Origin of the sequence: Haemophilus haemolyticus (assembly GCF_003493685.1) — a bacterium.
Taxonomy (GTDB): Bacteria; Pseudomonadota; Gammaproteobacteria; order Enterobacterales; family Pasteurellaceae; genus Haemophilus; species Haemophilus haemolyticus_O.
Map to the genome: position 1 here is coordinate 376,918 of NZ_QQJW01000001.1, position 25,780 is coordinate 402,697.

Annotated in this window: 34 protein-coding genes, 2 tRNA genes, 3 rRNA genes and 1 pseudogene; 29 read left to right on the forward strand and 11 right to left on the reverse strand. The window is 39.9% G+C overall.

Translation table 11 applies throughout. The annotated features are described in order from the left end of the window. Window positions 1-23: 23 nt before the first annotated feature. The 18 genes and pseudogenes from DV434_RS02000 to DV434_RS02085 all read left to right on the forward strand — a co-directional run bounded on the left by DV434_RS02000 (window position 24) and on the right by DV434_RS02085 (window position 13,608). Window positions 24-2,882, forward strand: a complete 2,859-nt coding sequence (locus DV434_RS02000) for a phage tail tape measure protein (protein ID WP_118811418.1) — start codon at window positions 24-26, stop codon at window positions 2,880-2,882. Window positions 2,883-2,983: 101 nt separating this feature from the next. Continuing rightward, window positions 2,984-3,541, forward strand: a complete 558-nt coding sequence (locus tag DV434_RS02005; protein ID WP_118811419.1) for a hypothetical protein — start codon at window positions 2,984-2,986, stop codon at window positions 3,539-3,541. 8 nt (window positions 3,542-3,549) lie between these two features. Next, window positions 3,550-3,981, forward strand: coding sequence for a hypothetical protein (locus DV434_RS02010; RefSeq protein ID WP_118811420.1), 432 nt, complete (start codon window positions 3,550-3,552; stop codon window positions 3,979-3,981). A 104-nt stretch (window positions 3,982-4,085) separates the two neighbouring features. Beyond that, complete coding sequence (locus DV434_RS02015; RefSeq protein WP_118811421.1) at window positions 4,086-4,685, forward strand: phage baseplate assembly protein V; 600 nt, start codon at window positions 4,086-4,088, stop codon at window positions 4,683-4,685. Between the two features lies 1 nt (window position 4,686). Continuing rightward, window positions 4,687-5,025 carry a GPW/gp25 family protein gene (locus DV434_RS02020; protein WP_105899297.1) on the forward strand — a complete coding sequence of 113 codons (339 nt, stop codon included), beginning with the start codon at window positions 4,687-4,689 and terminating at the stop codon, window positions 5,023-5,025. Further along, on the forward strand, window positions 5,022-5,936 hold the full coding sequence (locus DV434_RS02025) for a baseplate assembly protein (protein WP_105892718.1): 915 nt from the start codon (window positions 5,022-5,024) through the stop codon (window positions 5,934-5,936). Before DV434_RS02020 ends, DV434_RS02025 begins: the two co-directional genes overlap by 4 nt. Beyond that, a complete protein-coding gene (locus DV434_RS02030; protein ID WP_118811422.1) occupies window positions 5,926-6,462 on the forward strand; it encodes a phage tail protein I in 537 nt (178 codons plus the stop codon). The genes DV434_RS02025 and DV434_RS02030 overlap by 11 nt, the downstream gene beginning before the upstream one ends. An 8-nt stretch (window positions 6,463-6,470) precedes the next feature. Beyond that, a pseudogene (locus tag DV434_RS02035) lies at window positions 6,471-7,265 on the forward strand (phage tail-collar fiber domain-containing protein); the annotation flags it as partial. Between the two features lie 662 nt (window positions 7,266-7,927). Beyond that, window positions 7,928-8,542, forward strand: coding sequence for a hypothetical protein (locus tag DV434_RS02040; protein ID WP_118811423.1), 615 nt, complete (start codon window positions 7,928-7,930; stop codon window positions 8,540-8,542). After that, on the forward strand, window positions 8,521-8,781 hold the full coding sequence (locus DV434_RS02045) for a DNA helicase UvrD (RefSeq protein WP_118811424.1): 261 nt from the start codon (window positions 8,521-8,523) through the stop codon (window positions 8,779-8,781). The genes DV434_RS02040 and DV434_RS02045 overlap by 22 nt, the downstream gene beginning before the upstream one ends. Before the next feature lie 78 nt (window positions 8,782-8,859). Continuing rightward, window positions 8,860-9,039: a hypothetical protein gene (locus DV434_RS02050; protein WP_118811425.1), complete on the forward strand. Its 180-nt coding sequence runs from the start codon at window positions 8,860-8,862 to the stop codon at window positions 9,037-9,039. A gap of 20 nt (window positions 9,040-9,059) precedes the next feature. Continuing rightward, window positions 9,060-9,458 carry a type II toxin-antitoxin system YafO family toxin gene (locus tag DV434_RS02055; protein WP_204638280.1) on the forward strand — a complete coding sequence of 133 codons (399 nt, stop codon included), beginning with the start codon at window positions 9,060-9,062 and terminating at the stop codon, window positions 9,456-9,458. Between the two features lie 99 nt (window positions 9,459-9,557). Continuing rightward, window positions 9,558-10,742, forward strand: a complete 1,185-nt coding sequence (locus DV434_RS02060) for a phage tail sheath subtilisin-like domain-containing protein (protein WP_118811427.1) — start codon at window positions 9,558-9,560, stop codon at window positions 10,740-10,742. Between the two features lie 3 nt (window positions 10,743-10,745). Further along, window positions 10,746-11,252 (forward strand): phage major tail tube protein, encoded by a 507-nt coding sequence (locus DV434_RS02065; RefSeq protein WP_118811428.1) that lies wholly within the window; start codon window positions 10,746-10,748, stop codon window positions 11,250-11,252. Between the two features lie 85 nt (window positions 11,253-11,337). Further along, entirely contained in the window at window positions 11,338-11,637 is a 300-nt protein-coding gene (locus DV434_RS02070) for a phage tail assembly protein (protein WP_118811429.1), read from the forward strand. After that, the gene (locus DV434_RS02075; protein ID WP_005633772.1) at window positions 11,637-11,783 is read left to right on the forward strand and encodes a GpE family phage tail protein; all 147 of its coding nucleotides are present in this window, start codon (window positions 11,637-11,639) and stop codon (window positions 11,781-11,783) included. The genes DV434_RS02070 and DV434_RS02075 overlap by 1 nt, the downstream gene beginning before the upstream one ends. 167 nt (window positions 11,784-11,950) lie before the next feature. Further along, window positions 11,951-12,388, forward strand: a complete 438-nt coding sequence (locus DV434_RS02080; protein ID WP_118811430.1) for a phage tail protein — start codon at window positions 11,951-11,953, stop codon at window positions 12,386-12,388. Next, entirely contained in the window at window positions 12,388-13,608 is a 1,221-nt protein-coding gene (locus tag DV434_RS02085; protein ID WP_118811431.1) for a phage late control D family protein, read from the forward strand. The genes DV434_RS02080 and DV434_RS02085 overlap by 1 nt, the downstream gene beginning before the upstream one ends. Window positions 13,609-13,625: 17 nt before the next feature. On the opposite strand, the gene DV434_RS02090 is transcribed toward DV434_RS02085, so the two are convergent. The 5 genes from DV434_RS02090 to DV434_RS02110 form a co-directional block, all read right to left on the reverse strand. Further along, on the reverse strand, window positions 13,626-14,015 hold the full coding sequence (locus tag DV434_RS02090; protein WP_118811432.1) for a hypothetical protein: 390 nt from the start codon (window positions 14,013-14,015) through the stop codon (window positions 13,626-13,628). Between the two features lie 44 nt (window positions 14,016-14,059). Continuing rightward, window positions 14,060-15,877, reverse strand: a complete 1,818-nt coding sequence (locus tag DV434_RS02095) for a DUF2326 domain-containing protein (RefSeq protein ID WP_118811433.1) — start codon at window positions 15,875-15,877, stop codon at window positions 14,060-14,062. A gap of 1 nt (window position 15,878) precedes the next feature. Further along, window positions 15,879-16,121, reverse strand: coding sequence for an ABC-three component system middle component 8 (locus DV434_RS02100; RefSeq protein WP_239994341.1), 243 nt, complete (start codon window positions 16,119-16,121; stop codon window positions 15,879-15,881). Window positions 16,122-16,124: 3 nt separating this feature from the next. Further along, a complete protein-coding gene (locus tag DV434_RS02105; RefSeq protein ID WP_118811434.1) occupies window positions 16,125-17,075 on the reverse strand; it encodes an ABC-three component system protein in 951 nt (316 codons plus the stop codon). Between the two features lie 70 nt (window positions 17,076-17,145). Continuing rightward, a complete protein-coding gene (locus tag DV434_RS02110) occupies window positions 17,146-17,826 on the reverse strand; it encodes an XRE family transcriptional regulator (RefSeq protein WP_118811435.1) in 681 nt (226 codons plus the stop codon). 137 nt (window positions 17,827-17,963) lie between these two features. Between DV434_RS02110 and DV434_RS02115 the strand changes: the two genes are divergently transcribed. Further along, window positions 17,964-18,203, forward strand: coding sequence for a helix-turn-helix domain-containing protein (locus tag DV434_RS02115; protein ID WP_118811436.1), 240 nt, complete (start codon window positions 17,964-17,966; stop codon window positions 18,201-18,203). Window positions 18,204-18,631: 428 nt separating this feature from the next. Here DV434_RS02115 and DV434_RS02120 read toward each other — a convergent pair whose 3' ends face one another. Beyond that, complete coding sequence (locus DV434_RS02120; protein ID WP_118811437.1) at window positions 18,632-18,913, reverse strand: hypothetical protein; 282 nt, start codon at window positions 18,911-18,913, stop codon at window positions 18,632-18,634. Between the two features lie 54 nt (window positions 18,914-18,967). Between DV434_RS02120 and DV434_RS02125 the strand changes: the two genes are divergently transcribed. From DV434_RS02125 to DV434_RS02170, 10 genes are all read left to right on the forward strand, one after another. After that, window positions 18,968-19,255: a hypothetical protein gene (locus DV434_RS02125; RefSeq protein WP_042593897.1), complete on the forward strand. Its 288-nt coding sequence runs from the start codon at window positions 18,968-18,970 to the stop codon at window positions 19,253-19,255. A gap of 91 nt (window positions 19,256-19,346) precedes the next feature. Then, the gene (locus tag DV434_RS02130; RefSeq protein WP_118811438.1) at window positions 19,347-19,610 is read left to right on the forward strand and encodes a hypothetical protein; all 264 of its coding nucleotides are present in this window, start codon (window positions 19,347-19,349) and stop codon (window positions 19,608-19,610) included. Window positions 19,611-19,627: 17 nt separating this feature from the next. Continuing rightward, window positions 19,628-20,062 (forward strand): hypothetical protein, encoded by a 435-nt coding sequence (locus DV434_RS02135; RefSeq protein WP_118811439.1) that lies wholly within the window; start codon window positions 19,628-19,630, stop codon window positions 20,060-20,062. Beyond that, entirely contained in the window at window positions 20,043-20,216 is a 174-nt protein-coding gene (locus DV434_RS10750) for a hypothetical protein (protein ID WP_192882513.1), read from the forward strand. Before DV434_RS02135 ends, DV434_RS10750 begins: the two co-directional genes overlap by 20 nt. Continuing rightward, window positions 20,213-20,467, forward strand: a complete 255-nt coding sequence (locus DV434_RS02140; RefSeq protein ID WP_118811440.1) for an ANR family transcriptional regulator — start codon at window positions 20,213-20,215, stop codon at window positions 20,465-20,467. Before DV434_RS10750 ends, DV434_RS02140 begins: the two co-directional genes overlap by 4 nt. 115 nt (window positions 20,468-20,582) lie before the next feature. Then, on the forward strand, window positions 20,583-20,891 hold the full coding sequence (locus DV434_RS02145) for a hypothetical protein (RefSeq protein ID WP_118811441.1): 309 nt from the start codon (window positions 20,583-20,585) through the stop codon (window positions 20,889-20,891). Between the two features lie 9 nt (window positions 20,892-20,900). Beyond that, complete coding sequence (locus DV434_RS02150) at window positions 20,901-23,087, forward strand: replication endonuclease (protein WP_118811442.1); 2,187 nt, start codon at window positions 20,901-20,903, stop codon at window positions 23,085-23,087. Window positions 23,088-23,106: 19 nt separating this feature from the next. Beyond that, window positions 23,107-23,301, forward strand: a complete 195-nt coding sequence (locus tag DV434_RS02155) for a hypothetical protein (RefSeq protein WP_118811443.1) — start codon at window positions 23,107-23,109, stop codon at window positions 23,299-23,301. Between the two features lie 14 nt (window positions 23,302-23,315). Next, window positions 23,316-23,699: a hypothetical protein gene (locus DV434_RS02160; RefSeq protein ID WP_118811444.1), complete on the forward strand. Its 384-nt coding sequence runs from the start codon at window positions 23,316-23,318 to the stop codon at window positions 23,697-23,699. A 210-nt stretch (window positions 23,700-23,909) separates the two neighbouring features. Then, window positions 23,910-24,965, forward strand: coding sequence for a tyrosine-type recombinase/integrase (locus tag DV434_RS02170; RefSeq protein WP_118811445.1), 1,056 nt, complete (start codon window positions 23,910-23,912; stop codon window positions 24,963-24,965). An 18-nt stretch (window positions 24,966-24,983) separates the two neighbouring features. On the opposite strand, the gene DV434_RS02175 is transcribed toward DV434_RS02170, so the two are convergent. The 5 genes from DV434_RS02175 to DV434_RS10755 all read right to left on the reverse strand — a co-directional run. Beyond that, window positions 24,984-25,059, reverse strand: a tRNA-Trp gene (locus tag DV434_RS02175). 16 nt (window positions 25,060-25,075) lie between these two features. After that, window positions 25,076-25,152, reverse strand: a tRNA-Asp gene (locus tag DV434_RS02180). Between the two features lie 12 nt (window positions 25,153-25,164). Then, a 5S ribosomal RNA gene (gene rrf, locus DV434_RS02185) occupies window positions 25,165-25,280 on the reverse strand. Window positions 25,281-25,326: 46 nt separating this feature from the next. Then, window positions 25,327-25,441, reverse strand: a 5S ribosomal RNA gene (rrf, locus tag DV434_RS02190). A gap of 233 nt (window positions 25,442-25,674) precedes the next feature. Then, window positions 25,675-25,780: ribosomal RNA gene (locus DV434_RS10755) — 23S ribosomal RNA — on the reverse strand; the annotation flags it as partial.

Sequence of the window (25,780 nt, forward strand, 5' to 3'; positions counted from 1 at the left end):
ATGTCAAGAAAAAGTGGGTGAAAATGAAAAATTTAGAGCTTAAAGTAATTCTAGGTGCAGTTGATAAACTCACAGCCCCTTTAAAAGGTGTGCAAAAACAAATGGATAATTTGCAATCTAAAGTAAAAGGTGCGACCAATGAACTCAATAAACTAAAACAACAAAATAAAACCGCTGATTCATTTAAAAATTTGCAAAACTCACTGCAGCAAAATAATCAGAAATTAGTTGAAGCACGAGAAAAAGCAAAAAAATTAGCCGAACAACTACGCAATACTGCCGCACCGACAGCCGCATTTAAACGCCAAGTCACAGAAGCACATAAAGCAGCGCATAAAATGGCACAAGTGCAAGAAAATCAGCGTAAACAATTAAATAAACTCCGCCAAGAATTAAAACTTGGTGGCTTTAATACATCAAAATTTAAGGAAAGTCAGGAAAAACTTAAACAACAGCTTAGTCAATCCACAGCCGCCATTGAAAAACAAAATGCAGCCATGAAAAAACTGCAACAGCGACAAGCAAGAAACCTAGCTTATCGAAATAGCGTAGATAATTTAAAAACGAAAAGTGAGCAATTAAAGGGATTTGGGCAATCTGCCATGATCGCAGGAACAGCAGGCAATGCGCTCACTGGTATAATGCTTAAACCTGCATTAGATTTTGAACAAGATTTTTCTAAGGTGCAAGCTTTAACTGGGTTAAATAAAACTGATCCAAAACAAGCGGAACAACTTGCTCGACTACGTAAACAAGGGATTCATCTCGGTGCAACAACATCCTTTACATCAGGAGAAGTCGCACAAGGTCAAGGCTATTTAGCAATGGCGGGATTCAATGCAGACCAAATCGAAAAATCAATGCCTGCTATTTTAGCAATGACAAAAGCCGCAGGCATCGAAATGGGGCGAGTTTCAGATATTTCATCAGATATTTCTTCTGGCTTTAAAATCCCTGCCGATGAAATGGGGCGTGTAGCAGATGTGCTTACTGCAACATTTAGTGGATCCAACACAACCTTAGAAGGCTTAGGCGACACAATGAAATATTTAGGTCCGATTGCCACGGCAACAGGTCAAGATTTCGAAACAATGTCAGCGATGGTTGGATTATTAGGTAATGTTGGGATAAAAGGCACTCAAGCGGGGACATCATTACGTTCTGCCATGCTCAGACTTTCCGCTCCACCTAAAGCGGCAGCAAAAGCATTGAAAAAATTAGGCGTATCCGCAAAAGATAGTCGTGGCAATATGCGTGCACTTACCGACATTTTAGTTGATGTAGAAAAGAAAACTGCCAAAATGGGATCTGGCGACAAAATGGCTTATTACAAGGACATTTTCGGTACAGAAGCTGCGACAGCTATGGTTGAATTAGTTGGACAGGCAGGCATCCACGGCATTCAAGAAATGACGGAAAAATTAAAAAATTCCGCAGGTCGTGCAGAGCAAGTCGCGCAAGTTATGGCGGATAACTTAATGGGGGATATAAAAAATCTAGAGTCTGCGCGTGAAGCCGTAGGCATTGCGATCTATGATACTATTTCAGATGATATTCGAAGCGCAATACAGTCGGTGACCGAAATGGTGCGAAAAGTGAACGAATGGATAAAAGCTAATCCTGAACTTACTCGACAAATTGTTAAATGGAGTGCATCAATTGCAGGAGGTATTACAGCATTAGGTGCATTAAGTATGGCATTTAGTTTTCTGTTTTATCCTGTTGCACGCATTTTATTAGGTGTAGGGCGTTTTACAGGCATTAATCATTTATTAAGTCAATCATTAAAAAAAGTCTCTGTTGAAAGTTTAAAGGCAAATAAACATTTATTTTCTTATAAAACCACCCTCAATTCAGCTAAAACAGGAACTGTCATGTTGTATGGCGGATTGAAAAAAATGCCGAGTGTCTTTGTTAAACTCATTAAAAAGATGAGACACCTCTCATTTTGGCTAAATGGACTAAAAACAATACTTCGTATTGCTTTTGCACCTATTAGAATGCTCTTTATGGGATTAACGTCAATCATAGGTTTTCTCCTTTCTCCAATAGGTTTACTCGCTGTTACATTTGTCGCAGCAGGTGTGATGATTTATCGATATTGGGATAAAGTGCGGTCATTTTTCGGCGGTTTTTGGGAGGGCTTAAAATCAGGTCTCGCCCCCGTCCTTGAAAAATTCCAACCGCTTGGCACTGCATTTGGTGTGGTCGTCGGTTGGATTGAAAAAGCGGTGAAATGGTTTACTGATTTATTGTCTCCTGTACAAAGTACTAAAGATGATTTAGACGCTGCAGCCAGTGCAGGTAAAAAATTTGGCGAATGGATAGCAGCAGGTATAGATTTAGCTCTCAAACCTTTGGAGCTATTACAAAATGCCATTCAATGGGTAATAGATCATATGCCGAGTGTCAGTAGTATCGCTAATACACTTATACCCAAAAAACATGCAGAGCAACTCAGCGAAACAGCTAAAATGGCAGCAAATACAGGCTTTTCCAATGGCGGCTACACTGGCAACGGTGGCAAATATCAGCCCATGGGCATTGTCCACGGTGGCGAATACGTGATGACCAAAGAAGCCACATCTCGACTTGGCGTCAATACACTCAACGCCCTTAATTACGGTAAACAAGCACTGATTGCGGGCGGATTGGGGATCAGCGTTGCAACTGCCGCCCCTGTGCAAGTGGATACTCGTGCACCCATTTCTGCTCGTCCAGTGGTGACGCAATCCAGCCAACCAATGAGCGTAAATATCACCATCAATGCCGCACAAGGCATGGACGAACGAGCCATTGCACAACAAGTGGCAAAAGAAATACAACGCATCGAAAACCAACGCCAAGCAAGAGCAAGAAGTTCAATGTGGGATAGATCATAATAAAAGGGCGCAAGCCCTTTTTTAGTTGCACATTGCAGAAAATAGTTTTATATTTCTTTAAAAAATTGTAAACTTCGCAAAGTTTTATTCTTTGGTGACTTATGACAAATCTATCATTAAATCCTATTTTTGAAAGTTTTGCGCCAATTTTTAAGCAATTAAAAGTCGCAGCAATGTCTGCGTTATTTATTGCGCCATTGGCAATGAATCATCCTGTTCGTCACTCAACACACACAGTAAATATTTTCAGTGTTAAAGCGTATGAAAACAAATCGCTCAATCAACAAGATATAGAAAAGATTATTGATATGGTGAAAGCTGTTTCTGCTATCACTGACTTTGTTATTGCGTCAATTACGACCGAATCATTAAGTTATATTGATTTAAATGATGTTCTAAGACTGGAAAATAAAATTAACAAATATGATGGTTTAGTTCACAATATTATAGCTAACAATAAATCTCCAGAATTATCAACAACACTACAATCATTCAGCAATAAAATGCATACACTTTGCAATATGATGAAATCAGAAAAATACAAACAACAATCAGATGAAGTGGTTTTATCACGCATTTATCACAAATCTGAAGATGCAGGGTATACCTACAAATCGTCACATTCTTTTGATGATTTCAAAAAAGCAGTGATGATGTAGGATAACAAATGAAGATTGAGTTATCGAAACAATTCAAAGAAGGGCGTTTAAACACGCCCTTTTTTAAAGATATTCAAGCGATGTCAGATAAAGAATTGAAGCTCATCTTTGATTTTATGCAATCCATTGAACAAGGAAAACAATTAAGAGGTAAAAATAAACCATCTTGGATTGATGACAATCTCAATGACATTCCAAATACCGAAGTTTATCAAGAAAATAATATTTGGCATTATCATTGCGGGCCTTATGATAATGGCACTAGCTATTGCCCAATGAGCGACCTAAAAATGAATTTGAACGGAGAAACATCTGGACCTGTAATTCATTACCAAAAAATATCAGATGAACATATTGTGATTATAGCGTTCTCACCACAACATGAGCCATTCCCTCGTGCATGGGATACTCCAAATCCAATCATTGATCGAACAGAATAAGCAAGTAGCCTGACTTGCTTTTTTGTTACCTACTATTCCACATACTCCCCCACTCGCCACACCACACAATATTGCCAACAATAAGGCATTTTCTTTAACTGTGAATGCCTATGTCTGCCGAATTACAACGAAAACTAGACAACATTATCCGCTTTGGGGTGATCGCTGAAGTGAATTACGCCACCGCACGTGCTCGCGTAAAGAGCGGTGACATTCTCACAGAGTTTTTACCATTTATTACATTTCGAGCGGGTACAACCAAAACCTGGTCGCCGCCTACGGTGGGCGAACAATGTGTGATGCTATCAGTTAGCGGTGAATTTACTACTGCCTGCATATTAGTTGGGCTTTACACACAAAACAGCCCTAGCCATTCAGCCGACGAACACGTTATTGAATTTGCTGACGGTGCCAAAGTTACCTACAACCAATCAAGTGGCGCATTGGTTGTAACAGGTATCAAAACCGCCAGTATTACTGCCGCTAATCAAATTGATATTGACTGCCCCACTATCAATATCAAAGGCAATGTGAATATTGACGGTTCTTTATCAACCACAGGCACAAGCACCACAAAAGGCAATATCAGCACGCAAGGCAGTGTGACCGCAAGTGGCGATATAAAAGGCGGAGCGATTAGTTTACAAAACCACGTTCACGTTGAACAAGGCGATGGCCAACGAACCTCTAACGCAAAGGCATAGTATGAACCGATACACTGGCGAAATATTAAAAAACGAAAGCGACCACATTAAACAATCCATTGCCGATATTTTATTAACCCCTGTTGGCTCACGTATTCAGCGGCGTGAATATGGCAGTTTAATTCCTCTGCTAATTGACCGACCAATTAGCCACACATTGTTATTACAACTGGCAGCTTGTGCCGTCACAGCAATTAATCGCTGGGAACCACGCGTACAAATCACACAATTTAAACCAGAGTTGGTTGAAGGTGGCATTGTGGCAAGTTATGTCGCACGCAGTCGTAAAGATAACCAAGAAATGCACAACGAAAAACTATTTTTAGGACATAAACAATGAGCGAATTAGTCGATTTATCAAAACTAGATGCACCGAAAGTGCTGGAAGATTTAGATTTTGAAAGTTTGCTCGCAGACAGAAAAGCGGAATTTATCGCGCTTTTCCCACAAGATGAAAGAGCATTTTGGCAAGCACGATTAAGTTTAGAAAGTGAGCCAATCACGAAATTATTACAAGAAGTGGTTTACTTACAGTTAATGGAAAGAAACCGCATCAATAATGCGGCAAAAGCCACAATGTTAGCCTATGCAAGCGGTTCAGATTTAGATGTGATTGCAGCCAATTACAATGTAAAAAGACAAGTCATTCAAGAGGCGAATAATAATGTTACGCCTAAAATCCCCGAAATTTTAGAAGATGACACTTCATTAAGATTGCGTACTCAATTAGCCTTTGAGGGGCTTTCTGTGGCGGGTCCTCGCTCTGCTTATATCTTCCACGCACTTTCTGCGCACCCTGATGTTGCAGATGTGTCGGTGGTTTCCCCTCAGCCCGCTAATGTTACCGTGACAATTTTAAGTCGCAATGGACAAGGCGAGGCAGAGGAAAGTCTTTTAAATGTGGTTCGAGCAAAACTTAACGATGATGACATCCGCCCTATTGGCGACCGCGTTATTGTACAAAGTGCAGTAATCCAATCTTATGAAATCCGTGCCAAATTACATCTTTATCGTGGCCCAGAATACGAGCCAATCAAAGCGGCTGCTCTAAAAAAATTGACGGCTTACACCGAAGAAAAACACCGTTTAGGGCGAGACATTAGCCTATCGGGTATTTATGCCGCATTACACTTGGAAGGGGTGCAACGAGTAGAGCTTATCTCGCCTACCGCCGACATTGTGCTACCAAGCTCAAAATCAGCCTACTGCACGGCAATTAATTTGGAGATCGTGACAAGTGATGATTACTAATCATTTACTGCCGATAGGCTCAACGCCATTAGAAAAACGTGCGGCTGAAATTCTAAAAAGTGCGGTAGAAAATCCTATTATTATTGCAGATTTAATCAATCCTGAACGTTGTCCCGCTGATTTACTGCCTTATTTAGCTTGGGCGTTTTCGGTGGATAAATGGGACGAAAACTGGACGGAAGAAGTTAAACGCATTGCGATTAAACAATCTTATTTTGTACACAAACACAAAGGCACAATTGGCGCAGTAAAACGTGTGGTTGAGCCAATAGGCTATCTTATTGAACTGAAAGAATGGTTTCAAACCAACCCACAAGGCACGCCAGGAACATTTAGCTTAACCGTAGAAGTGTCTGAAAGTGGTTTAAATGAACAAACCTATAATGAACTCGTGCGACTTATTAACGATGTAAAACCCGTCTCAAGACATCTCAATCAGCTCGCTATCGCCCTCTCCCCAACAGGGACACTTAGTGTCTTTGTTGGTCAGCAGTGGGGCGAAATCATCACGGTATATCCACAATAGGAATATTTATGGCATCACAATATTTTGCAATCTTAACCGACTACGGAACACGGGCTTTTGCTCAGGCATTAAGCCAAGGGCAGCCATTACAACTTACTCAATTTGCTGTAGGCGATGGCAATGGACAAGCGGTTACACCAACAGCAAGTGCCACAGCACTTGTGCATCAAACGCACATCGCACCTGTAAGTGCAGTTTCTCTGGACCCTCGCAATAATAAACAAGTCATCGTTGAATTAACCATTCCTGAAAATGTCGGCGGTTTTTACATAAGAGAAATGGGCGTATTTGACTCACAAAACAAACTCATTGCCTACGCAAACTGTCCTGAAAGTTTTAAACCGACAGAAAGTAGCGGCAGTGGTAAAGTCCAAGTACTTCGAATGATCTTAAAAGTAGAATCCTCTAGTGCGGTAACATTATCCATCGATAACAGTGTGATTTTTGTGACTCGCCAACAAATGGCACCAAAAACCATTACTGCCACAACGCAAAATGGATTTGATGAAAGCGGTCATACCCACGAAATAGCCAAGGCAAGCACCACACAACAAGGTATAACCCAACTCCACACAGGCTACGATAGCCAAAGTGAAGATTTAGCATTAACACCTAAAACCGCTTATCAGCTCAAGCAACTGATTGACTCCAATACTCGCTCACTTGGTAATTTTATCCCAAACAGCAAAAAGTCCTCTGCAGTAGATAGCAATAGCGCAGACACCGTTGCAACCAGTGCGGCGGTTAAAACGGCTTATGACCTTGCCAATAACAAACAATCCCCCGCTACAACCTTAGCGGGCTATGGCATCGGAAATTTTAAAATTGAGAATTTTGTTGGCAATGTAAACTCGCTACAAACAGACGGCATTTACGCCGTTACACAAGCAGATCGCTCGCAGAATCTACCCGTAGCTAACCATGGTTGTCACATCCAAGTTATTGCAGGGAGCGATAGCTCTTGGTGTCGTCAAATTGCCTATATTGCTTATAGCACAGATATGTACGGGCGGTATCAGACTAGTAGCCAAACAAACAGTTGGTCGCCTTGGGTAAAACTCAATGATATAGAGCAAGTACGACAACTAGTTGCGCAAAAAGCTAATTTAGCTGATTTTACCTACCAAAAAATCGGCGATTTTGAGGTACGAAAATATCCTGATGGGACGATGATCCAGAGTTGTCGTGTCAATATTCCAATAACAAACCGAACAACTATCGCAAGGACGTTAAATTGGGCTTTAGCTTTTGCAGATGCTGATTTAAGGATGAGTGCCACAATCATCTACAAAGAAACAAATGAATCTTATCGCACACAGGCTCTACAAGGCAACATAGATACAGCCAATGCAACAGCATCAGTCATCCAGGAGAGTGCATCAGAATTTACTCTTGTCATATATGACTCAGATGTTAATAACGCTGCATTTTTTGTTGACATTATCGCAATCGGGAAATGGAAATAATGACAATGTATTTTAAAGACGGATTTTTTGACGATTCTTATGGTGGTTTTGTGCCAGAAGGTGCAGTGGAAATTAACCAAGATAAATATATTGAGTTGCTTAACGGTCAAGCTCAAGGCAAGCAAATCATCGCAGACAAAACAGGCTACCCTGTATTAATTGACCCACAACCTAGTGCGGCACATGTGTTAAATCTTGATACGCTCACTTGGGAAATTTCAGCTGAAAAACAAACCGCACTTTTTGCACAACAAAAAGAAAGCTTGCTCAATAAGTTAGCGTATAAAGCCGACCAACTAAAAAATGGATTACTGACGGGCTATCCACAAACGGAAATTGAAAGTTTTTACCGTCAGGAAAAAGAGGCGTTAGCGTGGCAAGCCGACCACAGCACACCGACACCGATGCTTTCACAAATTGCTCGCGTGCGCGGTGTGCCGCTAGAGGTGCTTATTAGCAAAGTGATTGAAAAATCCGCTCAGTTTGCTGTGGCGATTGGCATCATTATTGGGCAACGTCAGGCATTTGAAGACCGTTTGCAGGCTTTAAAAACACCACAGGAATTAACCGCACTTGAACAGGAGATTGAACAATGGCAATTCCAAACAAATTAAAACGCTATGGCTATCACATGGTCATTGCCATAGACCAACTGTTTAACGCCTTAACAGGTGGCGCAGCAGATGAAACCCTTTCCAGCCGCACTTATCGCGGTGCGATATTAGCGGAAAACCCGAAAAAACGCTGGCGTGTGCTGTATCGCGTGATTAACGGCTTATTCCGCGATCCGCGCCATTGCTTGACGGCGTATGAAAGTGAGAAGAAAGGCAAACAGCACGATATGGATTTTTAAGTAGGAAAGTGCGGTGAATTTTCGCCGCATTTGACAAGCGATAATGCGGAAAGTATGATCGGATAAAAAGGAGGCGTTATGTTTACTTCAACCACACCGACAATGACAACCGCATTACGCAATGGTGTCAAACCACGCAATGAAAAAGCCATTCCACAGTTAAACGCACAAGAAAAACAACTCTTTGGACGCATTGAGCAAAGCGCACAACAAATGACAAAACAAGATTTAATGGCATTAATGGGCTTGGTTCAATGAACATTTCTCATACTCAAATAATGACACGCTATGCACAAGCATCAGGCATTGATCTTGTGCTTTTTATTGAAAAATTTCGCGAATGGAAACAAAACGGCGAAAATAGTAGTTATTATTTTGGCAAAGATGGATTTTATAACCCAATTCAACACGGCTTGCGCCACGTGCATATTGTGCCGGTGATTAATCTTGAAAATAAACAACGCTGGGATAAAAATTGGGAAAGCGGTAGACGTAGAACCAGCGACACTTGCTTGGTTTATGTGCAAGATGATCAGGATTATTTACTTATCACGATTTTGCCAGAACCATTAGCACACCAAATAGCCCAACAAGAAACAGCTGAAGACAAGCAAATTATGGCGCGTTTTTATGAAATCGCCGAACAATTTTTCTATTATCGAAAGATTTTGGCATAAGTTAATCTTTCTCTCACATTCCCCACTGCTCGCACATCTCAAAAGATTCCCACAAAATAGCCCTATCTTTTAATCAGCAGAAACCATAGGGCTAAAATTATGTCTGATGAATATCTCCATGGGGTCAAGGTAACGGAAATTTCCGAAGCCTTGCGAACACTCACCACATCATCCACCGCAGTTATCGGTTTAGTGGCAACCGCACCAGATGCAGATGCATCGGTTTTCCCACTCAACAAACCCACTCTTTTAACTGGCATCACCGCTGAAATGCAATCCAAAGCAGGTAAAAAAGGCACGTTATCTCGTGCATTAGACGGCATTGCGGACATTGTGAATTGTAAAGTTGTCGTCATTCGTGTGGAAGAAAACGAAGATGAAAGCACCATGAAAGCCAATGTGATCGGTTCAGTCGATAACGAAGGCAATTACACTGGCTTAAAAGCGTTCCTCGTGTCTGCTGCAGTTTGTGGCGTTAAACCACGTATTTTCTGTATACCTAAATATGACAGCCAAGATGTGACCACTGAATTGTTAAGCGTAGCGAAAAAACTCAATGGCTTTGTGTATGCCTCTTGCGGCACAGCAAAAACCAAAGAAGAAGCAGTGACATACGGTCGCAATTTCTCACAACGTGAATTAATGCTGATTTTCGGCGATTTCTTATCGTTTAACCCAAACACCAAACAAACCGAAGTGGATTATGCCGTTGTTCGAGCTGCCGCAATGCGTGCATATCAAGACAAAGAATACGGCTGGCATACCTCCATTTCAAACAAAGGTTTAACTGGTGTGACAGGTGTCACTAAACCGCTTTCTTTCGATATTAACGACAGTGCAACCGACGTGAACTATCTCAATGAACAAGGCATTACTTGTTGTGTAAACCACAATGGCTTTAAGTTCTGGGGATTACGCACTCGTTCGGCAGATAAATTATTTATCTACGAAAACTACACTCGCACGGCACAAGTGTTGAAAGACACCATTGCACAATCCTTTGACTGGGCGATGGATAAAGATATTTCCGTGAATCTGGTAAAAGAAATCGTGGAAGCAATCAATGCGAAATGGCGTGAATATGTGGCACAAGGTTATTTAATCGGTGGGAAAGCATTTATCAATGCCAACCTCAATACTGCCGCAACCTTAAAAGATGCAAAATTGCTTGTGTCTTATGACTACTGCCCTGTTCCACCGTTAGAACAACTTGGTTTCAACCAATACATTAGCGATGAATACCTTGTGGAATTTGCCGCAAACATTGCAAAAGTAGGAGCGTAAAAAATGGCATTACCTCGTAAACTCAAATTAATGAATTTTTTGGCTGACGGTAATTCTTACCGTGGCCAAGTTACCGAAATTACCCAACCTAAATTAGCCATGAAACTGGAAGAATACCGCGCAGGCGGCATGTTTGGTCCAGTAAAAGTGAATTTAGGCGTGGAAGGCTTGGAAGCACAATTCAAGATGGGCGGTTATATGACCGAACTTATCAAAGAATTTGGCGGAAAAATTGACGGCACAGCATTACGTTTTGCGGGCGCCTATCAACAAGATGACACCGAAGAAGTGGTTTCAATCGAACTGGTCATGCGTGGTCGTTTCAGCGAAATTGACAACGGCACCAGTAAATCGGGCGATGACACCGAACAAAGCTACACTGTGCCATTAACCTACTACAAAATCATCGAAAACGGCAAAGACCTTGTGGAAATTGACCTAATCAATTCCGTTTTCATTGTCGGTGGCACTGATCGTTTAGCTGAGCATCGTTCTGCAATCGGTATTTAATTCACACACCTTGCCCCGAAAGGGGCTTTTATTAAATCCCCCACCCCTCTTTACAAAAAAAGAGGGATTTTAAAGGAAACATAAAATGAAAACAGAAAACACCAAAATCATCACCTTAACCACCCCTATTACTCGTGGCGAAAACCAAATCACGGAAATCACCGTCAATAAACCAACGGTGCCCGCATTAAAAGGCTTAAAAATGTTTGATGTGTTGCAAATGGATGTGGACGCATTACAAGTTTTACTTGTACGTGTCACCACCCCTGTTTTGCATAAATCCGATTTTGTCACCATGGAAGTGGCGGATTTTACCGAGCTTGCTGCGGCGGCTGTCGGTTTTTTAGGGAAGAACTCGGAAGTGGAAACCGAAGCGACCGAGTAATGATTGCCGCCACAGTGGAAGATGCCATGGCAGACATTGCCATCATCTTCCACTGGCAACCACAAGCCTTTGAGCAAATGACATTTTCCGAATTAATGCAATGGCGAGAAAAAGCAAGAGAACGAAATGAAACAGAAACTGATTAATTACCTGTTTAATTTACCAAGATACATGGTATGGGGAGGGATAATCACCCTCTCAATTATCTTTTGGCTGCTTGTCGTTTTCGGCATTGCGTTTTTATTTTGCTAATTCATCAAGTGCGGTCAGAAATCATGGGATTTTTTGACCGCACTTTTCTTTAGGATTATTTATGTTCCAAAACTTCGCACTTGCCACATTGGGTATGTTTGTTTTTACTCGGCAAACCGTGCCTTTTCAAAGTTTAGACCGCACATCAAATTGGCGACATCCAACCAATGCCATTGTTGGAGCAATGCCAAAAACACAGTTCACCGGCAAAGAAAGCGAAACTGTGACGATTAGTGGCAGATTAATCCCAGAAATCACTGGCGGTAGATTTTCCATTAAAGCCCTGGAATTAATGGCAGACAGTGGCGGTGCATTTCCGCTAATTGACGGTGCAACCTTTGAAATTATCGGTTTTTTTGTGATCGAAAGCGTGCAAGAAACCCGAACAGAATTTTTTGGCGATGGTGCACCTCGTGCGATTGATTTCAGCATGAGCCTAAAACGCACCGATGATCCAATGCTAATCGATATTGCTGAATCTATCATGGGGATGTTTTAATGTTTAATTTTGATAAAACCCACCCCATTCCACAAGTGCATTTAACGGTTCACCCGAAAGCGGAAAAAGGCAAAAAAGAGGATATTTCCCTTTTAATATCCAGCCGTTTGATGAGTTTAACGCTTACGGATAACCGCGGTTTTGAAGCCGATCAGCTCGATATCCAACTAGACGATAGTGACGGCAAATTAGCCATCCCAGCACGCGGTGCTTTATTATCACTAGGTATGGGGTGGAAAGGGGCACCGCTGATTTTTAAAGGGGAATATATCGTGGATGAAGTCGAACATAGTGGCGCACCAGATAGCCTCACCATTCGAGCGCGTAGTGCGGATTTGCGCGGTTCACTAAAAAATCACTTTGAGCGCAGTTTTCATCACACCACATTAGGTCAAATTGTTCGCCAAATTGCCCAAGAAAATCAACTCACCGCGCAAATTAGCGAAAGCCTCGCACAAATTGAGATTTCTCACTTAGATCAAACCAATGAAAGTTCGCTCAATTTATTACAACGCCTTGCGGAAGCCTATGATGCCATTGCTGGTGTAAAAAATGACTACTTGCTGTTTATGAAAGCTGGTGAAGCCAAAACCGTGAACGGAAAGCCCATACCGCCGTTGATGATTACGCGTCAATCGGGCGATAGTCACCATTTTTCCATTTCAGAAAGCGAAAACTATGACGGTGTGAAAGTTTATTGGCACGATAACAACACTGGCAAGCGCGGCGAAGTACTTTGGGATAAACATTCCCAACGCATTCAAATCAAAAAAGCCACAATGCGAAAAGTAACACGCGCCCGACGCAATCAACAAGGCGAACTTATCAAAGGTGAAAATGGCAAAAGCATTAAAGACACCCGCTATCAAACTGGAAAGAGCAGAATGATTAATGATGTAAAAGGCACACAAATCAAAAGTGATGCCGAAAGCATTAAAACCTTACCACACACCTATGCCAGCCGAAGCTATGCCATTCAGCTTGCAGAAAAAACCTTCAAAAAACTGAAACGAGGCACAGCAAAATTTAACCTGAATTTAGCTCTAGGCAATGCAGAACTGATACCAGAAATGCCAGTTGAAGTGAGTGGGTTTAAAACAGAAATTGATGGTTCTCTCTGGCTAATCACACGCGTGACACATAACATCACACCAGAAAACGGCTTCACCAGCCAAATAGAATGTGAATTAATGTTAGAGGAAATGAACGAAAAAGCATAGTAGGGCGAATCTTCGCCCTAGAATTGACGAAACCGTTTACGCCCTAAATAACCTTTTTCAATTTGAACATCAGAATAATCGCCCCCCATAATTTTCTTGCATTCCTCGCGGCTAATTTGCCATTTCACGCCCTGATTGCCAGATAAATTTTCCACACGAATGCGATTAAACTGCACATCACGCCATTCATCAGAAAGTCCAGCAATTTCACACGCGCCAAAGGCATAATATTTGCCTAATTGTTTAGAAAGGCTTTCGTGCGTCGTATGCACCGTCAGCTCCCTATGCATTAATGATACATCTTCCACGCGTTCAAATTCATCAAATTCCGCAATCGCCGCATTGGGTAGAATCGCAGCGTGCGAAACAAACGGCAGTAAGGCAAAAAGTGCGATGAGTTTTTTCATGGGTTTTCCTTGTAAAAAAGCCTACGTGTTGCGTAGGCTATCTGTTACCAAGTATCCATTTGGAATAATCTTCCTGTATTATCTTCTGCATCATTTAATGCAAGAGTAATTTCATCAGGTTTAACGCCCTCATCTAATAACGAAACAACTTCATCTGACAATAATGTAATAAAGTGCTGAATACCAAATTGTGAATACTCACGAATAACATTTAATAAATTCCTTTTAGGATTATTATCAAGCGATTCTAAGATCCCATCATGATAAATAAAAGAATGATAACCTTGCTCAGCATAATAACGAGCGATTGCCATATCAAATGCAATACATAGTAACTTTTTAAATGATGTTCCTTTATCTTTATGATTTTTTATACCTTGATTCTCGAAATAAGCATCAAAATCAATATATCCTTTTGTATTTTGCTCAACCTTAATAATTGCCTGCTCTCCAACGACATCCATAATAATTGAAACAAAATAATCCCGAATTTTGATGAACTGACTATTTGAATCATTTCGCACTTTATATGTTAGGTCTTTTTCAATAGATTGAACCAAATCACCACGTTTCTGTTTTTCTTCAGTTAAAATAGTATTTGCATTAGAGAGATCTTCAATAACGCTTTTTTGCTGTTCTAAAAGAATGAGCTCAACTCTATTTTTATCTAAGAACGCAGATGTTTGTTTATATTTTTCAAAAATTTCCTTTTCATTAAGAAATGATAATTTTTCACTTCTTTCTTGATTTAGTTCCATCAAGCGAGATTGAATACTTCCTATTCTAGAATTTGTTTTTTCCAAATCATCAGATAAGTATTCATTTCTCTCTTGGTTAATAGCCTGATTAAACCTAATCAGTTGATCAAAATCTTTTTTCAACTGATTAGAAAAAAACACGCCTGCTTCTTTAAAAAGAGAGTCAGCCTCTGTTGTATCAAAAAGAATCTTTGTTGGCTTTAAGGAGCTTTCAAGGCGTTGTTTTCTCCCTTCTAGTTGGTACAACTGAGCATTTAATGAAACAATATTATCATCAATATTATCGACCAATTTTCGGATACTTTCTTTATCTTCACTTCCAAAATCAAGTTTTGACAATGCAATTTCAGCATTAGAAATTTGTGTTTTAATAAATGCAATTTGTGCCTCGATTTCTGAAAATCCTTTATTATCTATCCGATTAATTTTTTTTCTTAATTTAATTTCTTCATTTAACGCCTTGATTTCATCTTCTTTATTATACAGACGGCTCAATAGCTCATCATCAAACCCCAACAAACGAGATAGAAAAGGTTTCCAATCCTTATCTTTTGAACGGCTATTACGACTTAATTTGAATACATCTGTAAAATCAGACTGCGTACGAAGTAAGTAAGCAAAAAATTTACGATAAGAATACCCTCTTAGAAATTTAAATCCTAACAGACCTTCTAAATAGCTACGAGCCTCCCTGGAACTTAGTTGATAAGCTGACCACTCATCCGGCATTAATCCCCGAAAATCTTGATTTGGGGAAGTATGCTTCTTAAAACTTATTTTTGAAGGATTACGCACAGTTCTACAAATTGTTAAATACTGGGGGATTTCTTCCGTTTTTGAATCATTTAAATATATTTCAAGGTAAAACTCAAAGTCATTAAGCTTATCTACGGATAATAAAACATGTTTTTGATGCTCACAAATCAAACAAAAATCAATAATTTGGGCTAATGTAGATTTACCTAGATTATGGGAATGCTTTTTTCCATCATCTAAATATTTCTGTTCACTCATAACTGTTCCAACAACTGCATTAACACCGTTATTGAACATTAAGGTTTTAAAAATATTCTCTTTATTTGAGTAAAGCTTCATTAATCGCATTTTATTTTCCTATATATTCAAAGGAATCATTTGTTGAGTGATACTCAACCAAACCCAATAAATAAAGTAAATTTATTGCTGGCATAAATAAAACATAATCGCAATCCGTTGCTTTTTTTACAACGGAAAGTAATTCATCAAAAGAGATGTATCTACCTTCCTTTAATGATTTCAACATTAAAGTTGCAGCATACATAACTGATTTGTCAGGATCCGTATATTTATCAGGTTGAATTTTTATCATATCCTACTCTTTGCGACCTATATCACAATTCCAATACATATAATAAACCAATACTCGAACTCTTTTCTCAAAATCTTTGCCATGGCTCTTTTCACTTTCAACAAAATGAGAAATTAAATCTTCCAATCTTCTATTTATATAATTATCACTATAAAGGGCTTCAAGTTTGGCTTTAGTATCTAAAACAAGATCTTTATAGTCTTCTTTTAACGCACTATTCTCTGGATTGCGTAATACATCATCAATCTGTTTAATGTAAGGGTCAAAATAACGCATCATTATTTCAGCAAAATTAGGTGACGCATTGTTTTTTTCGTTCTTTGTGGCTAAATCACAACGTTCTAACAGGCTGTTATCGTCTTGCGTTTGACTATTTGTTAGTGCAACTAATAACTTACATTTTCTTATTACATCTGCAATATGACTAGTTGTCAATAACTCCGCATAAACTTCAATTAAGTGCTCAAGCCCTGCTTCCCTGATAATTTCTGGATAGCTACTAATTAAACGATCAAGATATTCTCTGCCTAATATTGCAATATTTTCATAAGGCAACCCTGTTTCTTGATGAATAAGATCAATAAGAGTTGAATGAGGCTTACCAGTTTCTTTTCTATTCGTTATCAATAAATAGAAACCGATTTTTCCTTCTTCTACCATTTTTTTCAGTTTAGGAAGTTCCCCTTCAATAATATCTCTAAAATCTTTAAGTCCTGTCGTGAGGTTTAATTTCTGGGTATGTTTTGCCTGAATAACAACTATCTTACTTCCTTCTGTTTTCCAAGGTTTGGCTGCACTTGGAAAATCATTTGCTGTTCCAGAAAATAAGCCATCACGCCCACCATCTGGACCTTTAGAAAATCCGACTACACCACGCCCAAGAATCTTAGCACAACAGGCAACCGCAAAAACCTCAAAATCAGCATCATTTGTAATAAGTGAAACAAAGTTCATTTTCTCTATCCATTTTTATCTTTTGTTATGTCGATGATAATTTTCCCCTACAAATCCCTCGAGTTAATCGCTACCACTTCTTCATCTTCATCGGCAAACTAAACACCACGCGTCCGTGAATATAGACAGGATCATCCTGTTTTATCTCCCACTCTTTATACTCTTCTTTATTATCAGAAATCGCCCACATTTCACGTCCACGTTTTTGCAAGCGTTTAATGAATGTGTGATCATCAAACGTGAACACATAAAGCCCATCCGCACTAAAATAATTTTCTGATACATCGACATAAAGCAAATCGCCGCTTTCCAATGTCGGCGCCATGCTATCGCCTTTCACCGCAATAATTTTTAAATTTTTAGCATCGGTGCGCCCAAATTGGCGACGAAAGAAATCCAGGTCGAACTCTTGTGCTAATAAGCCTTGTTCTGTCCGAGTTAAAAACGAGCCATTTCCTGCACTGGCTTCAATATCCAATATTTCTACTCGGATAGTGTTTTCAACTTTCGGTTCATACATACTGACGACACGAATATAATCGGAGTTTGGCTCCCCCTCCCCAGTTTTTAACCAATTCACATCCACACCAAGTGCGGTCGCAATTTCAACGATATTTTTTGGTGACTTCGTATCGCCATTCACAACTTTTGCAATGGCTTGTTGTGAAACACCGACTTGTTCTGCTAACCATTGTTGTGAAAGACGTTTTTTACTTAATTCAATGCGTATGCGATCAGCTAAAGTTTGCATAATCAATCTCCTATTTTTTAATTTTACAACTTAAGTAGTATAAAATAAATCAACAAAAGTAGTTGATTTTTATATATTAAGGTTGTAAATTACAACCATAAGGTTGTAAAATGCCTTTTGAATAGCAAAGGTGGACTATGACTGGAATTAAAAAAGCAGTTGAAATCTGCGGAAAACAGAAGTTATTAGCTCAAGCTTGCGGAGCAAGTCAGCAAGCTGTGAATAAATGGGTCTGTGGTAAAAATATGATGGATGTGAAATATATTCCCCCCATCATCCAAGCCACAAAATTTGAAGTAAACCCAACCGAACTCAGACCCGATGTAGATTGGTCAACAATTTACGAAAGTCTGAAACAGGTGTTTGAAAGGAATTAAAGACTTTTAAACCAACGAACGAAACGAATGATTTCTTGTTTTATGCAGTGGCGTTCTTTGTAAGTGAATAAACCCATTAACAACGCATTAAAAAAACACAGTTGACGTGGGTTAAAAGTGTAATCAAGCAGGGTAAGAGTGGGATTGTTACTTAATAAGATGAAATTAAGCCAAACAATTCCAGCAACAATAGACCAGTTAAGGATAAATATGAGAAATCGTAAAAATCGAGTCAGCATGGCATACCTCGTGGCGTTATTTTCAATGGTGTCGTGCTTTATGGTGTTGATTATCTTTTAATTTTAATAACCGTGCAATCCATATTGGGGAATGTGGAGAGCGTAGAACAAAAAAGAAGGTGTGTATGTGTGAAAAAAAAGAAAGCCCAGCGGGGACTGAGCTTAGTAATACAACATCAGGAATGAATATTACGGTTCAAGGAGATCTTTTAGTGAATGTATATATTCACGGGCAACCGTATCTTCCAGAGCAAGCTCAGATAACATCTGATCATATTGGGCGAGTTGTTGCTCAAGAAGTGGCGCAAATAAAGGATCGTATCCAAGCAACGTCTCGCGTGTCTTTAAATGATGCAGAATAATGCTTTGAAGTTTTACTTGTTGATAAAGCAAGTCTGATAGCAAAGCATAACGTTCAATGCGTTTTTGCATTTGCGCTTCAAGTTTTTCAATGCGTTGTTCTAATGACATAAAAATTCCTTTTTTAACGAAATGGGATAATCAGTATAACAAAAGGTGGTGTGTGTGTCTCAATATCCAAGTTTTACCGTTAAATCATTAGTGAAATGCCCAATTTGTGAAGGGCCTTTAAACATTGATACATCAAGTGCAATTAGTTTGACCTATTTTAAAGGTCATCTCGTGTGCTGTAATCCGCGTTGTCGTGATTTTGAATGCGATTTTGAAATCATTCTGTCCAATTTTAAACGCAGCCTTGGTATGCGTGATGCTCATGAGATTGCAACGTGGACAGCATCAGAAAAATCACGCAAGAATATTGACCCTCGGCAGATTCAAATCGAAACCGATTAATTCTTAATTTTCCAACAGTAATTTAACCGCCGTCGTTTGAAGAAATTCATTCGACAGGATTTTTGCAACCAAAATTTAGGAGTTTGAGCAAATGACAAGCAAAAAATATGTGTACAGTAAAGAAAAAAACACGCCGCGTAGCCGTGTGAATGTGTGGCAGTTACAACAAAAATTGAATGAACAAACGCGCCATATTTTACTTTTACAACGGGCTATTTCGCACCAAGCAGGCGTGAACTCACAGCAAGTATTGCTGAATGAATCACTCAGTGATCGCATTGCGTTACTTGAAGAAGAACAGTGGGCACGTGAACAAAGTATTTTCCAACGCGTTGCACGGTGGTTCCGTAAATAAATGAATGGGGGTGAGTGATGGCCTTAATGCCTTATTGCTTTGACGATGAAACGGAATCACTGGCAGAGAAATGGTGTTGGGCGCATAAGGTGGCGGTACCGAAGGTGCGCAGTTATGCCGATGCGCTGCATTTCACCGGCAAAAGCCGTTATCGCGTAGAGCGTGCATTCAATGAGCTTTCGCCTTATTTACGCACCAAATTGCTGCAGTGGGCTGGCATTGACATTACACCAGAAAACAAAAATGCGGACGTAGTGCGTAGCCTGTATCTGATCAACCGTTACAGCCGCGGTAATAAGCTAGCTCAATTTAACGATGATGGAAAACGTAAGATTGCCAATGCCTTATATGAAGTGCGGGAACTTTCCAAGTCTTTTCCGCAAGGCATCACTGCCAGTGAATTTTTCCAAATCGACAAATGGGGAGAAAAAGATGACCAACCTTGCCAATAAATCCGCGCAGAAATGGCACCTCAAATATCGTTATTTTCGCGCGCTGTGGCTGCAGTTGAAAGCACAAGGGTGTGATGACGACGCCGATTTGATTTTTCCCAAAATGATTGATGCTGCCGACGCGGTAATTTACTTAGCGAGAAATGCAAAATGAAAAAATTAGCGATTAAAACTTATTTAGACCATGCGCAACACGCAAAAGAAAGTGAGCAACAAGGCAATTATGGCTTAGCCGCCAAACAATGGCGTTCAGCGTGGATAGCGGCACCAACCGAAACTCAAACAAACTGGAGTTTTGCACGCGCTGAATATTGTTTCAAAAAAGGGATTGAGGAAGGGCAAATCAAACAGGAAAAGACCCGCCAATATGACTTTAAGCAATTTATGGGGAAACGTGATGAGTGAGCTTTTTATGATTTTTTTAATGGCCGTATTTGCTGTGCTTGGCGCGGCTGTGACGGTAATGGGATTAATTGCGTTGATTGTCGATTGGTTAGATAGACGCTGGTAAGGAGAAATGATGGAAAACAATATTTGTATCGCGCTAGATTGTGGCGCAACGCTAGAAATTTTACCGATTGGCACCCGCTTTCAAGTGGTTGAAGTGATTGGCGATCAAGATAGTTGGTATGGCAAACAAAAAACAAGAACGGTGGGCAATTTACACAATACCATTTGGGGCGCAATCGAAGAAGTACGCCGTTATGACTTAGCCCAATATGAAGTGTTGAGTTTGGAAGAATTACTCAGTGCAGTGAGTTCGACCAACAACAAAATCAAAGAATATTTTGAATATCACAGTGAATATTTAGCCAATACGGCAATGTAAGGATTCTTGATGATGAACTGGGAACTTGAGTGCAATGCCAATCTTGCCAAACGTGAGCAAGCGATGGCAGATGCACGTGCAGTGATGATGCAAAGTGCGGTGAATATTGACCGCACTTTCGATACTGTTCAAGCGACATCGGCGCAAATGGAATTATTTTCTGTTGCGCCGCACCAGTTCGATTATGTTGAAAAACTGCTTTCTACGCTCCCTCGCAAACGCCAACGTGAGCATTTTCGCCATGTTTGGTTGCGTGCGTTCAACGGTGTGAAAGATGATGGTTCTATCGGGTTTAAATTTGGTAATAAACAGGCAGCGTATGCCAATACCTATTTGCGTGAAATCCTCACTAATCGCTTGAAAGCCGTTTTTCAACATTATCAGGTTAGCCTTGATTGGTTGATTGACCGTGATACGCATTCACAAGTGGTCGCACTTTCTAAAGGCAAAAAGGCGGCTAACTTTCCGTTTTATTTGTTAGGTGATCATCAGCTAAAAGAAATGGCAGACAAATTAGCCCTGTTGTTTACGAAATTACAGTCTGATTTTGTCACTGAACAAGCCGAGCGGAAAGAACGTGGGGAAATATCTTTTGATGATTTTACCGCACTTTCTCGTGACCTTTATCGTTTAGTGGGCGAAGTGTGTGCAGATATTGGTTTTCCGTTGAAGCACTGGTTCGCTTATCAAGATAACCGTTTCTTAGATGTAAATGACATTGAGGTTGATCTGAATAAATCAGTTTGCCCAAAACATTGGAAACGCCAACTTACTACGGCACAAAAACGATTGAAAGAACATGTGGAGATTGGCTGTGGTGCAGTATCGGCAAAAGTGAGCCCTTATGTGTCGCAAAGTGCTTTAAATGAATATAAAACGCAACGCGCGGCAAATATGGAATATCTCGAACAAATGATGCTTGTGAATCTCGAAGATGAAACAGAACAGTTGCCATTGATAGAAATGTGGAAAAAATCTGTCGCGAATCCGCTCATTAAGTTCTATGAAACGATTAATAAATTGCGTGGTGTCGATGACTATGCAGAAAAAAATAATGATGTCGCACTATTTTTTACATTAACCGCCCCATCGTCTTTCCATGCTACGCACAGTAATGGAACCAGCAATAAAAAATGGCAAGGAGCAAGTCCGCGCGATACGCAGGCTTATTTAAATAAAGTTTGGGCACAATTACGGGCTCAATATGCTAAACGTGGTATAGGGATTTATGGCTATCGTGGCGTGGAACCACACCACGACGGCACACCACACTGGCATTTATTAGTTTATACATCGCCGAAATATCAAGATGAAGTGATCCGACTATTCAAGAAAAAAGCCTTGGAAATGGACGGTCATGAGTTTGGTGCTAAAAAATATCGCTGCAAAGTAGAAGTTATCGACCGCGAAAAAGGTTCAGCGATTGGCTATGTAATGAAATACATGTCAAAAAATATTTATGCTGGTAATCAAGCAGATGAGAAATCCGATGAAGTAAAAAACTTAACTTTACGTGAAAACGTGATACGTGCAACAGCTTGGAATCATATTTGGGGGCTTCGTCAATTCCAATTCTTTGGACTTCCTTCTATTTCCGCGTGGCGTGAGCTACGCAAAATTGATGATTCTATGTCTGAGGTAGCAGATGATGAAACGTTGGATATTGCACGTGTTGTGGCAGATGTAAGCTGTTTTGCAAGCTATATAGAAGTGCAAGGTGGCGCAATGACAAAACGTTGTGATCAGCCGATTTGTATTGACTACGAGGAATGCGAACCGAATAAATACGGGGAGATTCGTAAGAAAATTGTGGGGGTAAAAAACAGATTCACAGAAAAGAAAATCATCACCAAATTAAAAAACTGGGTGATTAAATCAGCGAAAAGTGCGTTGGGTTCCACCGCACTTAATTCGGAGCCCACCGAAACAAACAAGGCGCATCGCGCCGCTTGGACTTGTGTCAATAACTGTAACCGTTCAAAAATTGAACAGCAAGCTAATTTATTGATGTTGCCTATTGGTGCGCCATTAAAACCGTCACAAATTGATCTTTTAATACGCCATGGACGGTTACGGCTTAATGACTATCGGTGGATTTGTTGTGAAAACGATGAAGTTTTCATTAAAGAAGAAAAAATTCCGTTGGCTCAAGCCTTTGGTTGGGGCGAGAGCTTGGGGGATTTTAGGGTTAATTAGTGTAAAAGTGAGGTTAAAAATGAGAAAAATTGTTCAAATTGTTATGCATAACCATTCGGTAAAAGGCGATAATCGACCTTATCCACATATCTTATATGGGCTTTGTGATGATGGTTCCGTTTGGTGGCTTGAGGCGGATAAGGATGGTCAAAGTCCATTCTATGGAAGTCATAAACCACAATGGCAACAACTAGCAGATATTCCACAGGATTAATTAGGTGACCATTTATGAGAAAGAAAATTGACAATATGATTGAGCCTATTTTATTAGATTTATTTAATTCATTTGACTATGGTGGTCGTTATTCTATTAAGGAAATAAAATCTATCTTAGAGGAATTTTTCAATTTAATAGATAATAAAAAAATTAAATTCGGTAAATTATCGGATGATGAGTATTTTTATTTATGTAGATTTTATATATATCGGTATACAACACCTAATGAGTTTATGCACATTCTTCGCTGTATCCTTAGAATACAAAGAGATATAAATAATAAAGAATCTATTCTGCGTGAAACTTACGCAATGTTGTCGTGGGTAAAAAGCTTTTATAGATTAATGGATAGAGAAGATTTAATAAATGATGAGGTGAATTATGGAAATACATGATCGCACTTTAACAATCAAGGAGGTCGCCAACCTCCTGAATTTAAGTTACAGCACTGTTTTCGCTAACCGTTTTAAATGGGGCTTTTTTCAGATGGAAGGTTCGAAAGCTTGGCGAGTTTTTAGGGAAGATCTTGACCGTTGTAGAAAAAGAAAAAATAATGTCATCCGATTGGTTGGATTGACTGATATAAAAAATGGAGGAAAGAATAAATGTCAATCTACAAGAGAGGAAACACATATTGGCTCGATATTACAACACCGAGTGGCGAACGAATTAGACGAAGCGCTGGGACTGAAGTAAAGAAAAAGGCACAAGAATTACACGATAAGATCAAAGCAGAACTATGGGATATTGCACACCTTAACAAGAAACCGCCTAAACTCTTTGAAGAAGCCTTGTTATTATTTGTGGAAGATGCCAAGTTGAAAAAGGATTTTGATACTAACCGCAGACACGCCATTTATTGGCGTGCTGTTTTTGGCGGTTGGAAATTGAGTGATATTACAGGCGAAGATATTATGACTAATTTGCCGACATACTCAACCACTCATAAAAAACCATTGTCGCCTTCGACAAAAAACCGCTATCGCACGTCCATTTTGCGGGTGCTTTCACTGGCTTATAAAAATGGTTGGATTGATAGAATCCCTTATGTTAAAAAATTCGTTGAGCCAAAAGTCCGCGTGCGTTGGATTACAAAAGATCAAGCCACAACACTGATTTCAAATCTGAATTTAGCGTGGATGAAAAATGTTTGTTCTTTTGCTTTATTCACTGGCGCGCGTATGACAGAGATTTTATCAATGACATGGGATAAAGTGGATTTTGAACGTAGTATCGCGATTGTTTCAAATGATGTAGCAAAATCAGGTAAAGCAAGAGCATTACCGTTGAATAACACCGCTTTGGATTTATTGCAAAAATTACACCAAACTCGCCGCAGTGAATTTGTTTTTCATCGTGGTACTGATAAACAAATTGGGCGTATTGATTGGCATGATTTCCATCAAGCATTAGAAAAAAGCAATATTCATAATTTCCGCTTTCATGATTTGCGCCATACTTGGGCAAGCTGGCATGTTCAAGCAGGCACACCACTTTATACGTTAAAAGAGATGGGCGGTTGGGAAACATTAGAAATGGTAAAGAAATATGCACATTTAAATGCAGATCACATGATAGAGTTTGCGAACAATGTCACATTTACGCCACATGAAGACGATGATTTCTCACAAGAAAATTTTCACAATGTAGTAAATTATTGAAAATAAAAGGTTTTTTAATGGCAGGGGCGGAGAGGCTCGAACTCCCAACACCCGGTTTTGGAGACCGGTGCTCTACCAATTGAACTACGCCCCTATTGGTATGAATAAATTGGCGGAATGGACGGGACTCGAACCCGCGACCCCCTGCGTGACAGGCAGGTATTCTAACCAGCTGAACTACCACTCCGCTAAATGTGGTAATTGGCAGTGCCTTACTCTCACATGAGGATACCCCACACTACCATCAGCATTACAACATTTCACTTCTGAGTTCGGTATGGTATCAGGTGGATCTATTGCACTATCTCTGCCAAAAATTTTTATTTTTTTAATTTACTCAATGAATAAACTAAAAAAATAAACCTGGCGGTGCCCTACTCTCACATGGGGATGCCCCACACTACCATCGGCATTACAGCGTTTCACTTCTGAGTTCGGTATGGTTCAGGTGGTTCCACCGCACTATCGCCGCCAGGATAATTCTTTGATAACTTGTCTTTTCTCTTCTATCTCTCGCTACTCAGCTCTTACTCGACCTTTCACTCGTTCTTATTGGCCACAAGCTGAATCCGATTTTCTTTTTATTGAGTCTTCTATATCTACTTTTCTTTGTTTAGTCTTTTACTTCTTTTCCGCTCTATTTTTATTTGCTTCGCTCCGCTTTTCATCTCTTACTTCACTTTAGCTCCCAAAAACACTTGAGCGTTGTATAGTTAAGCCTCTCGGGCAATTAGTATGCGTTAGCTCAATGTATCACTACACTTACACACCGCACCTATCTACGTCTTAGTCTTAAACAACCCTTACACACTTGA

Bases quoted from the DNA above. Each gene is read 5' to 3' on its own strand.
- DV434_RS02000 (WP_118811418.1), top strand. From the start codon at position 24: ATGAAAAATTTAGAGCTTAAAGTAATTCTAGGTGCAGTTGATAAACTC.
- DV434_RS02005 (WP_118811419.1), top strand. From the start codon at position 2,984: ATGACAAATCTATCATTAAATCCTATTTTTGAAAGTTTTGCGCCAATT.
- DV434_RS02010 (WP_118811420.1), top strand. From the start codon at position 3,550: ATGAAGATTGAGTTATCGAAACAATTCAAAGAAGGGCGTTTAAACACG.
- DV434_RS02015 (WP_118811421.1), top strand. From the start codon at position 4,086: ATGCCTATGTCTGCCGAATTACAACGAAAACTAGACAACATTATCCGC.
- DV434_RS02020 (WP_105899297.1), top strand. From the start codon at position 4,687: ATGAACCGATACACTGGCGAAATATTAAAAAACGAAAGCGACCACATT.
- DV434_RS02025 (WP_105892718.1), top strand. From the start codon at position 5,022: ATGAGCGAATTAGTCGATTTATCAAAACTAGATGCACCGAAAGTGCTG.
- DV434_RS02030 (WP_118811422.1), top strand. From the start codon at position 5,926: ATGATTACTAATCATTTACTGCCGATAGGCTCAACGCCATTAGAAAAA.
- DV434_RS02040 (WP_118811423.1), top strand. From the start codon at position 7,928: ATGACAATGTATTTTAAAGACGGATTTTTTGACGATTCTTATGGTGGT.
- DV434_RS02045 (WP_118811424.1), top strand. From the start codon at position 8,521: ATGGCAATTCCAAACAAATTAAAACGCTATGGCTATCACATGGTCATT.
- DV434_RS02050 (WP_118811425.1), top strand. From the start codon at position 8,860: ATGTTTACTTCAACCACACCGACAATGACAACCGCATTACGCAATGGT.
- DV434_RS02055 (WP_204638280.1), top strand. From the start codon at position 9,060: ATGACACGCTATGCACAAGCATCAGGCATTGATCTTGTGCTTTTTATT.
- DV434_RS02060 (WP_118811427.1), top strand. From the start codon at position 9,558: ATGTCTGATGAATATCTCCATGGGGTCAAGGTAACGGAAATTTCCGAA.
- DV434_RS02065 (WP_118811428.1), top strand. From the start codon at position 10,746: ATGGCATTACCTCGTAAACTCAAATTAATGAATTTTTTGGCTGACGGT.
- DV434_RS02070 (WP_118811429.1), top strand. From the start codon at position 11,338: ATGAAAACAGAAAACACCAAAATCATCACCTTAACCACCCCTATTACT.
- DV434_RS02075 (WP_005633772.1), top strand. From the start codon at position 11,637: ATGATTGCCGCCACAGTGGAAGATGCCATGGCAGACATTGCCATCATC.
- DV434_RS02080 (WP_118811430.1), top strand. From the start codon at position 11,951: ATGTTCCAAAACTTCGCACTTGCCACATTGGGTATGTTTGTTTTTACT.
- DV434_RS02085 (WP_118811431.1), top strand. From the start codon at position 12,388: ATGTTTAATTTTGATAAAACCCACCCCATTCCACAAGTGCATTTAACG.
- DV434_RS02090 (WP_118811432.1), bottom strand. From the start codon at position 14,015: ATGAAAAAACTCATCGCACTTTTTGCCTTACTGCCGTTTGTTTCGCAC.
- DV434_RS02095 (WP_118811433.1), bottom strand. From the start codon at position 15,877: ATGCGATTAATGAAGCTTTACTCAAATAAAGAGAATATTTTTAAAACC.
- DV434_RS02100 (WP_239994341.1), bottom strand. From the start codon at position 16,121: ATGATAAAAATTCAACCTGATAAATATACGGATCCTGACAAATCAGTT.
- DV434_RS02105 (WP_118811434.1), bottom strand. From the start codon at position 17,075: ATGAACTTTGTTTCACTTATTACAAATGATGCTGATTTTGAGGTTTTT.
- DV434_RS02110 (WP_118811435.1), bottom strand. From the start codon at position 17,826: ATGCAAACTTTAGCTGATCGCATACGCATTGAATTAAGTAAAAAACGT.
- DV434_RS02115 (WP_118811436.1), top strand. From the start codon at position 17,964: ATGACTGGAATTAAAAAAGCAGTTGAAATCTGCGGAAAACAGAAGTTA.
- DV434_RS02120 (WP_118811437.1), bottom strand. From the start codon at position 18,913: ATGTCATTAGAACAACGCATTGAAAAACTTGAAGCGCAAATGCAAAAA.
- DV434_RS02130 (WP_118811438.1), top strand. From the start codon at position 19,347: ATGACAAGCAAAAAATATGTGTACAGTAAAGAAAAAAACACGCCGCGT.
- DV434_RS02135 (WP_118811439.1), top strand. From the start codon at position 19,628: ATGGCCTTAATGCCTTATTGCTTTGACGATGAAACGGAATCACTGGCA.
- DV434_RS10750 (WP_192882513.1), top strand. From the start codon at position 20,043: ATGACCAACCTTGCCAATAAATCCGCGCAGAAATGGCACCTCAAATAT.
- DV434_RS02140 (WP_118811440.1), top strand. From the start codon at position 20,213: ATGAAAAAATTAGCGATTAAAACTTATTTAGACCATGCGCAACACGCA.
- DV434_RS02145 (WP_118811441.1), top strand. From the start codon at position 20,583: ATGGAAAACAATATTTGTATCGCGCTAGATTGTGGCGCAACGCTAGAA.
- DV434_RS02150 (WP_118811442.1), top strand. From the start codon at position 20,901: ATGATGAACTGGGAACTTGAGTGCAATGCCAATCTTGCCAAACGTGAG.
- DV434_RS02155 (WP_118811443.1), top strand. From the start codon at position 23,107: ATGAGAAAAATTGTTCAAATTGTTATGCATAACCATTCGGTAAAAGGC.
- DV434_RS02160 (WP_118811444.1), top strand. From the start codon at position 23,316: ATGAGAAAGAAAATTGACAATATGATTGAGCCTATTTTATTAGATTTA.
- DV434_RS02170 (WP_118811445.1), top strand. From the start codon at position 23,910: ATGTCAATCTACAAGAGAGGAAACACATATTGGCTCGATATTACAACA.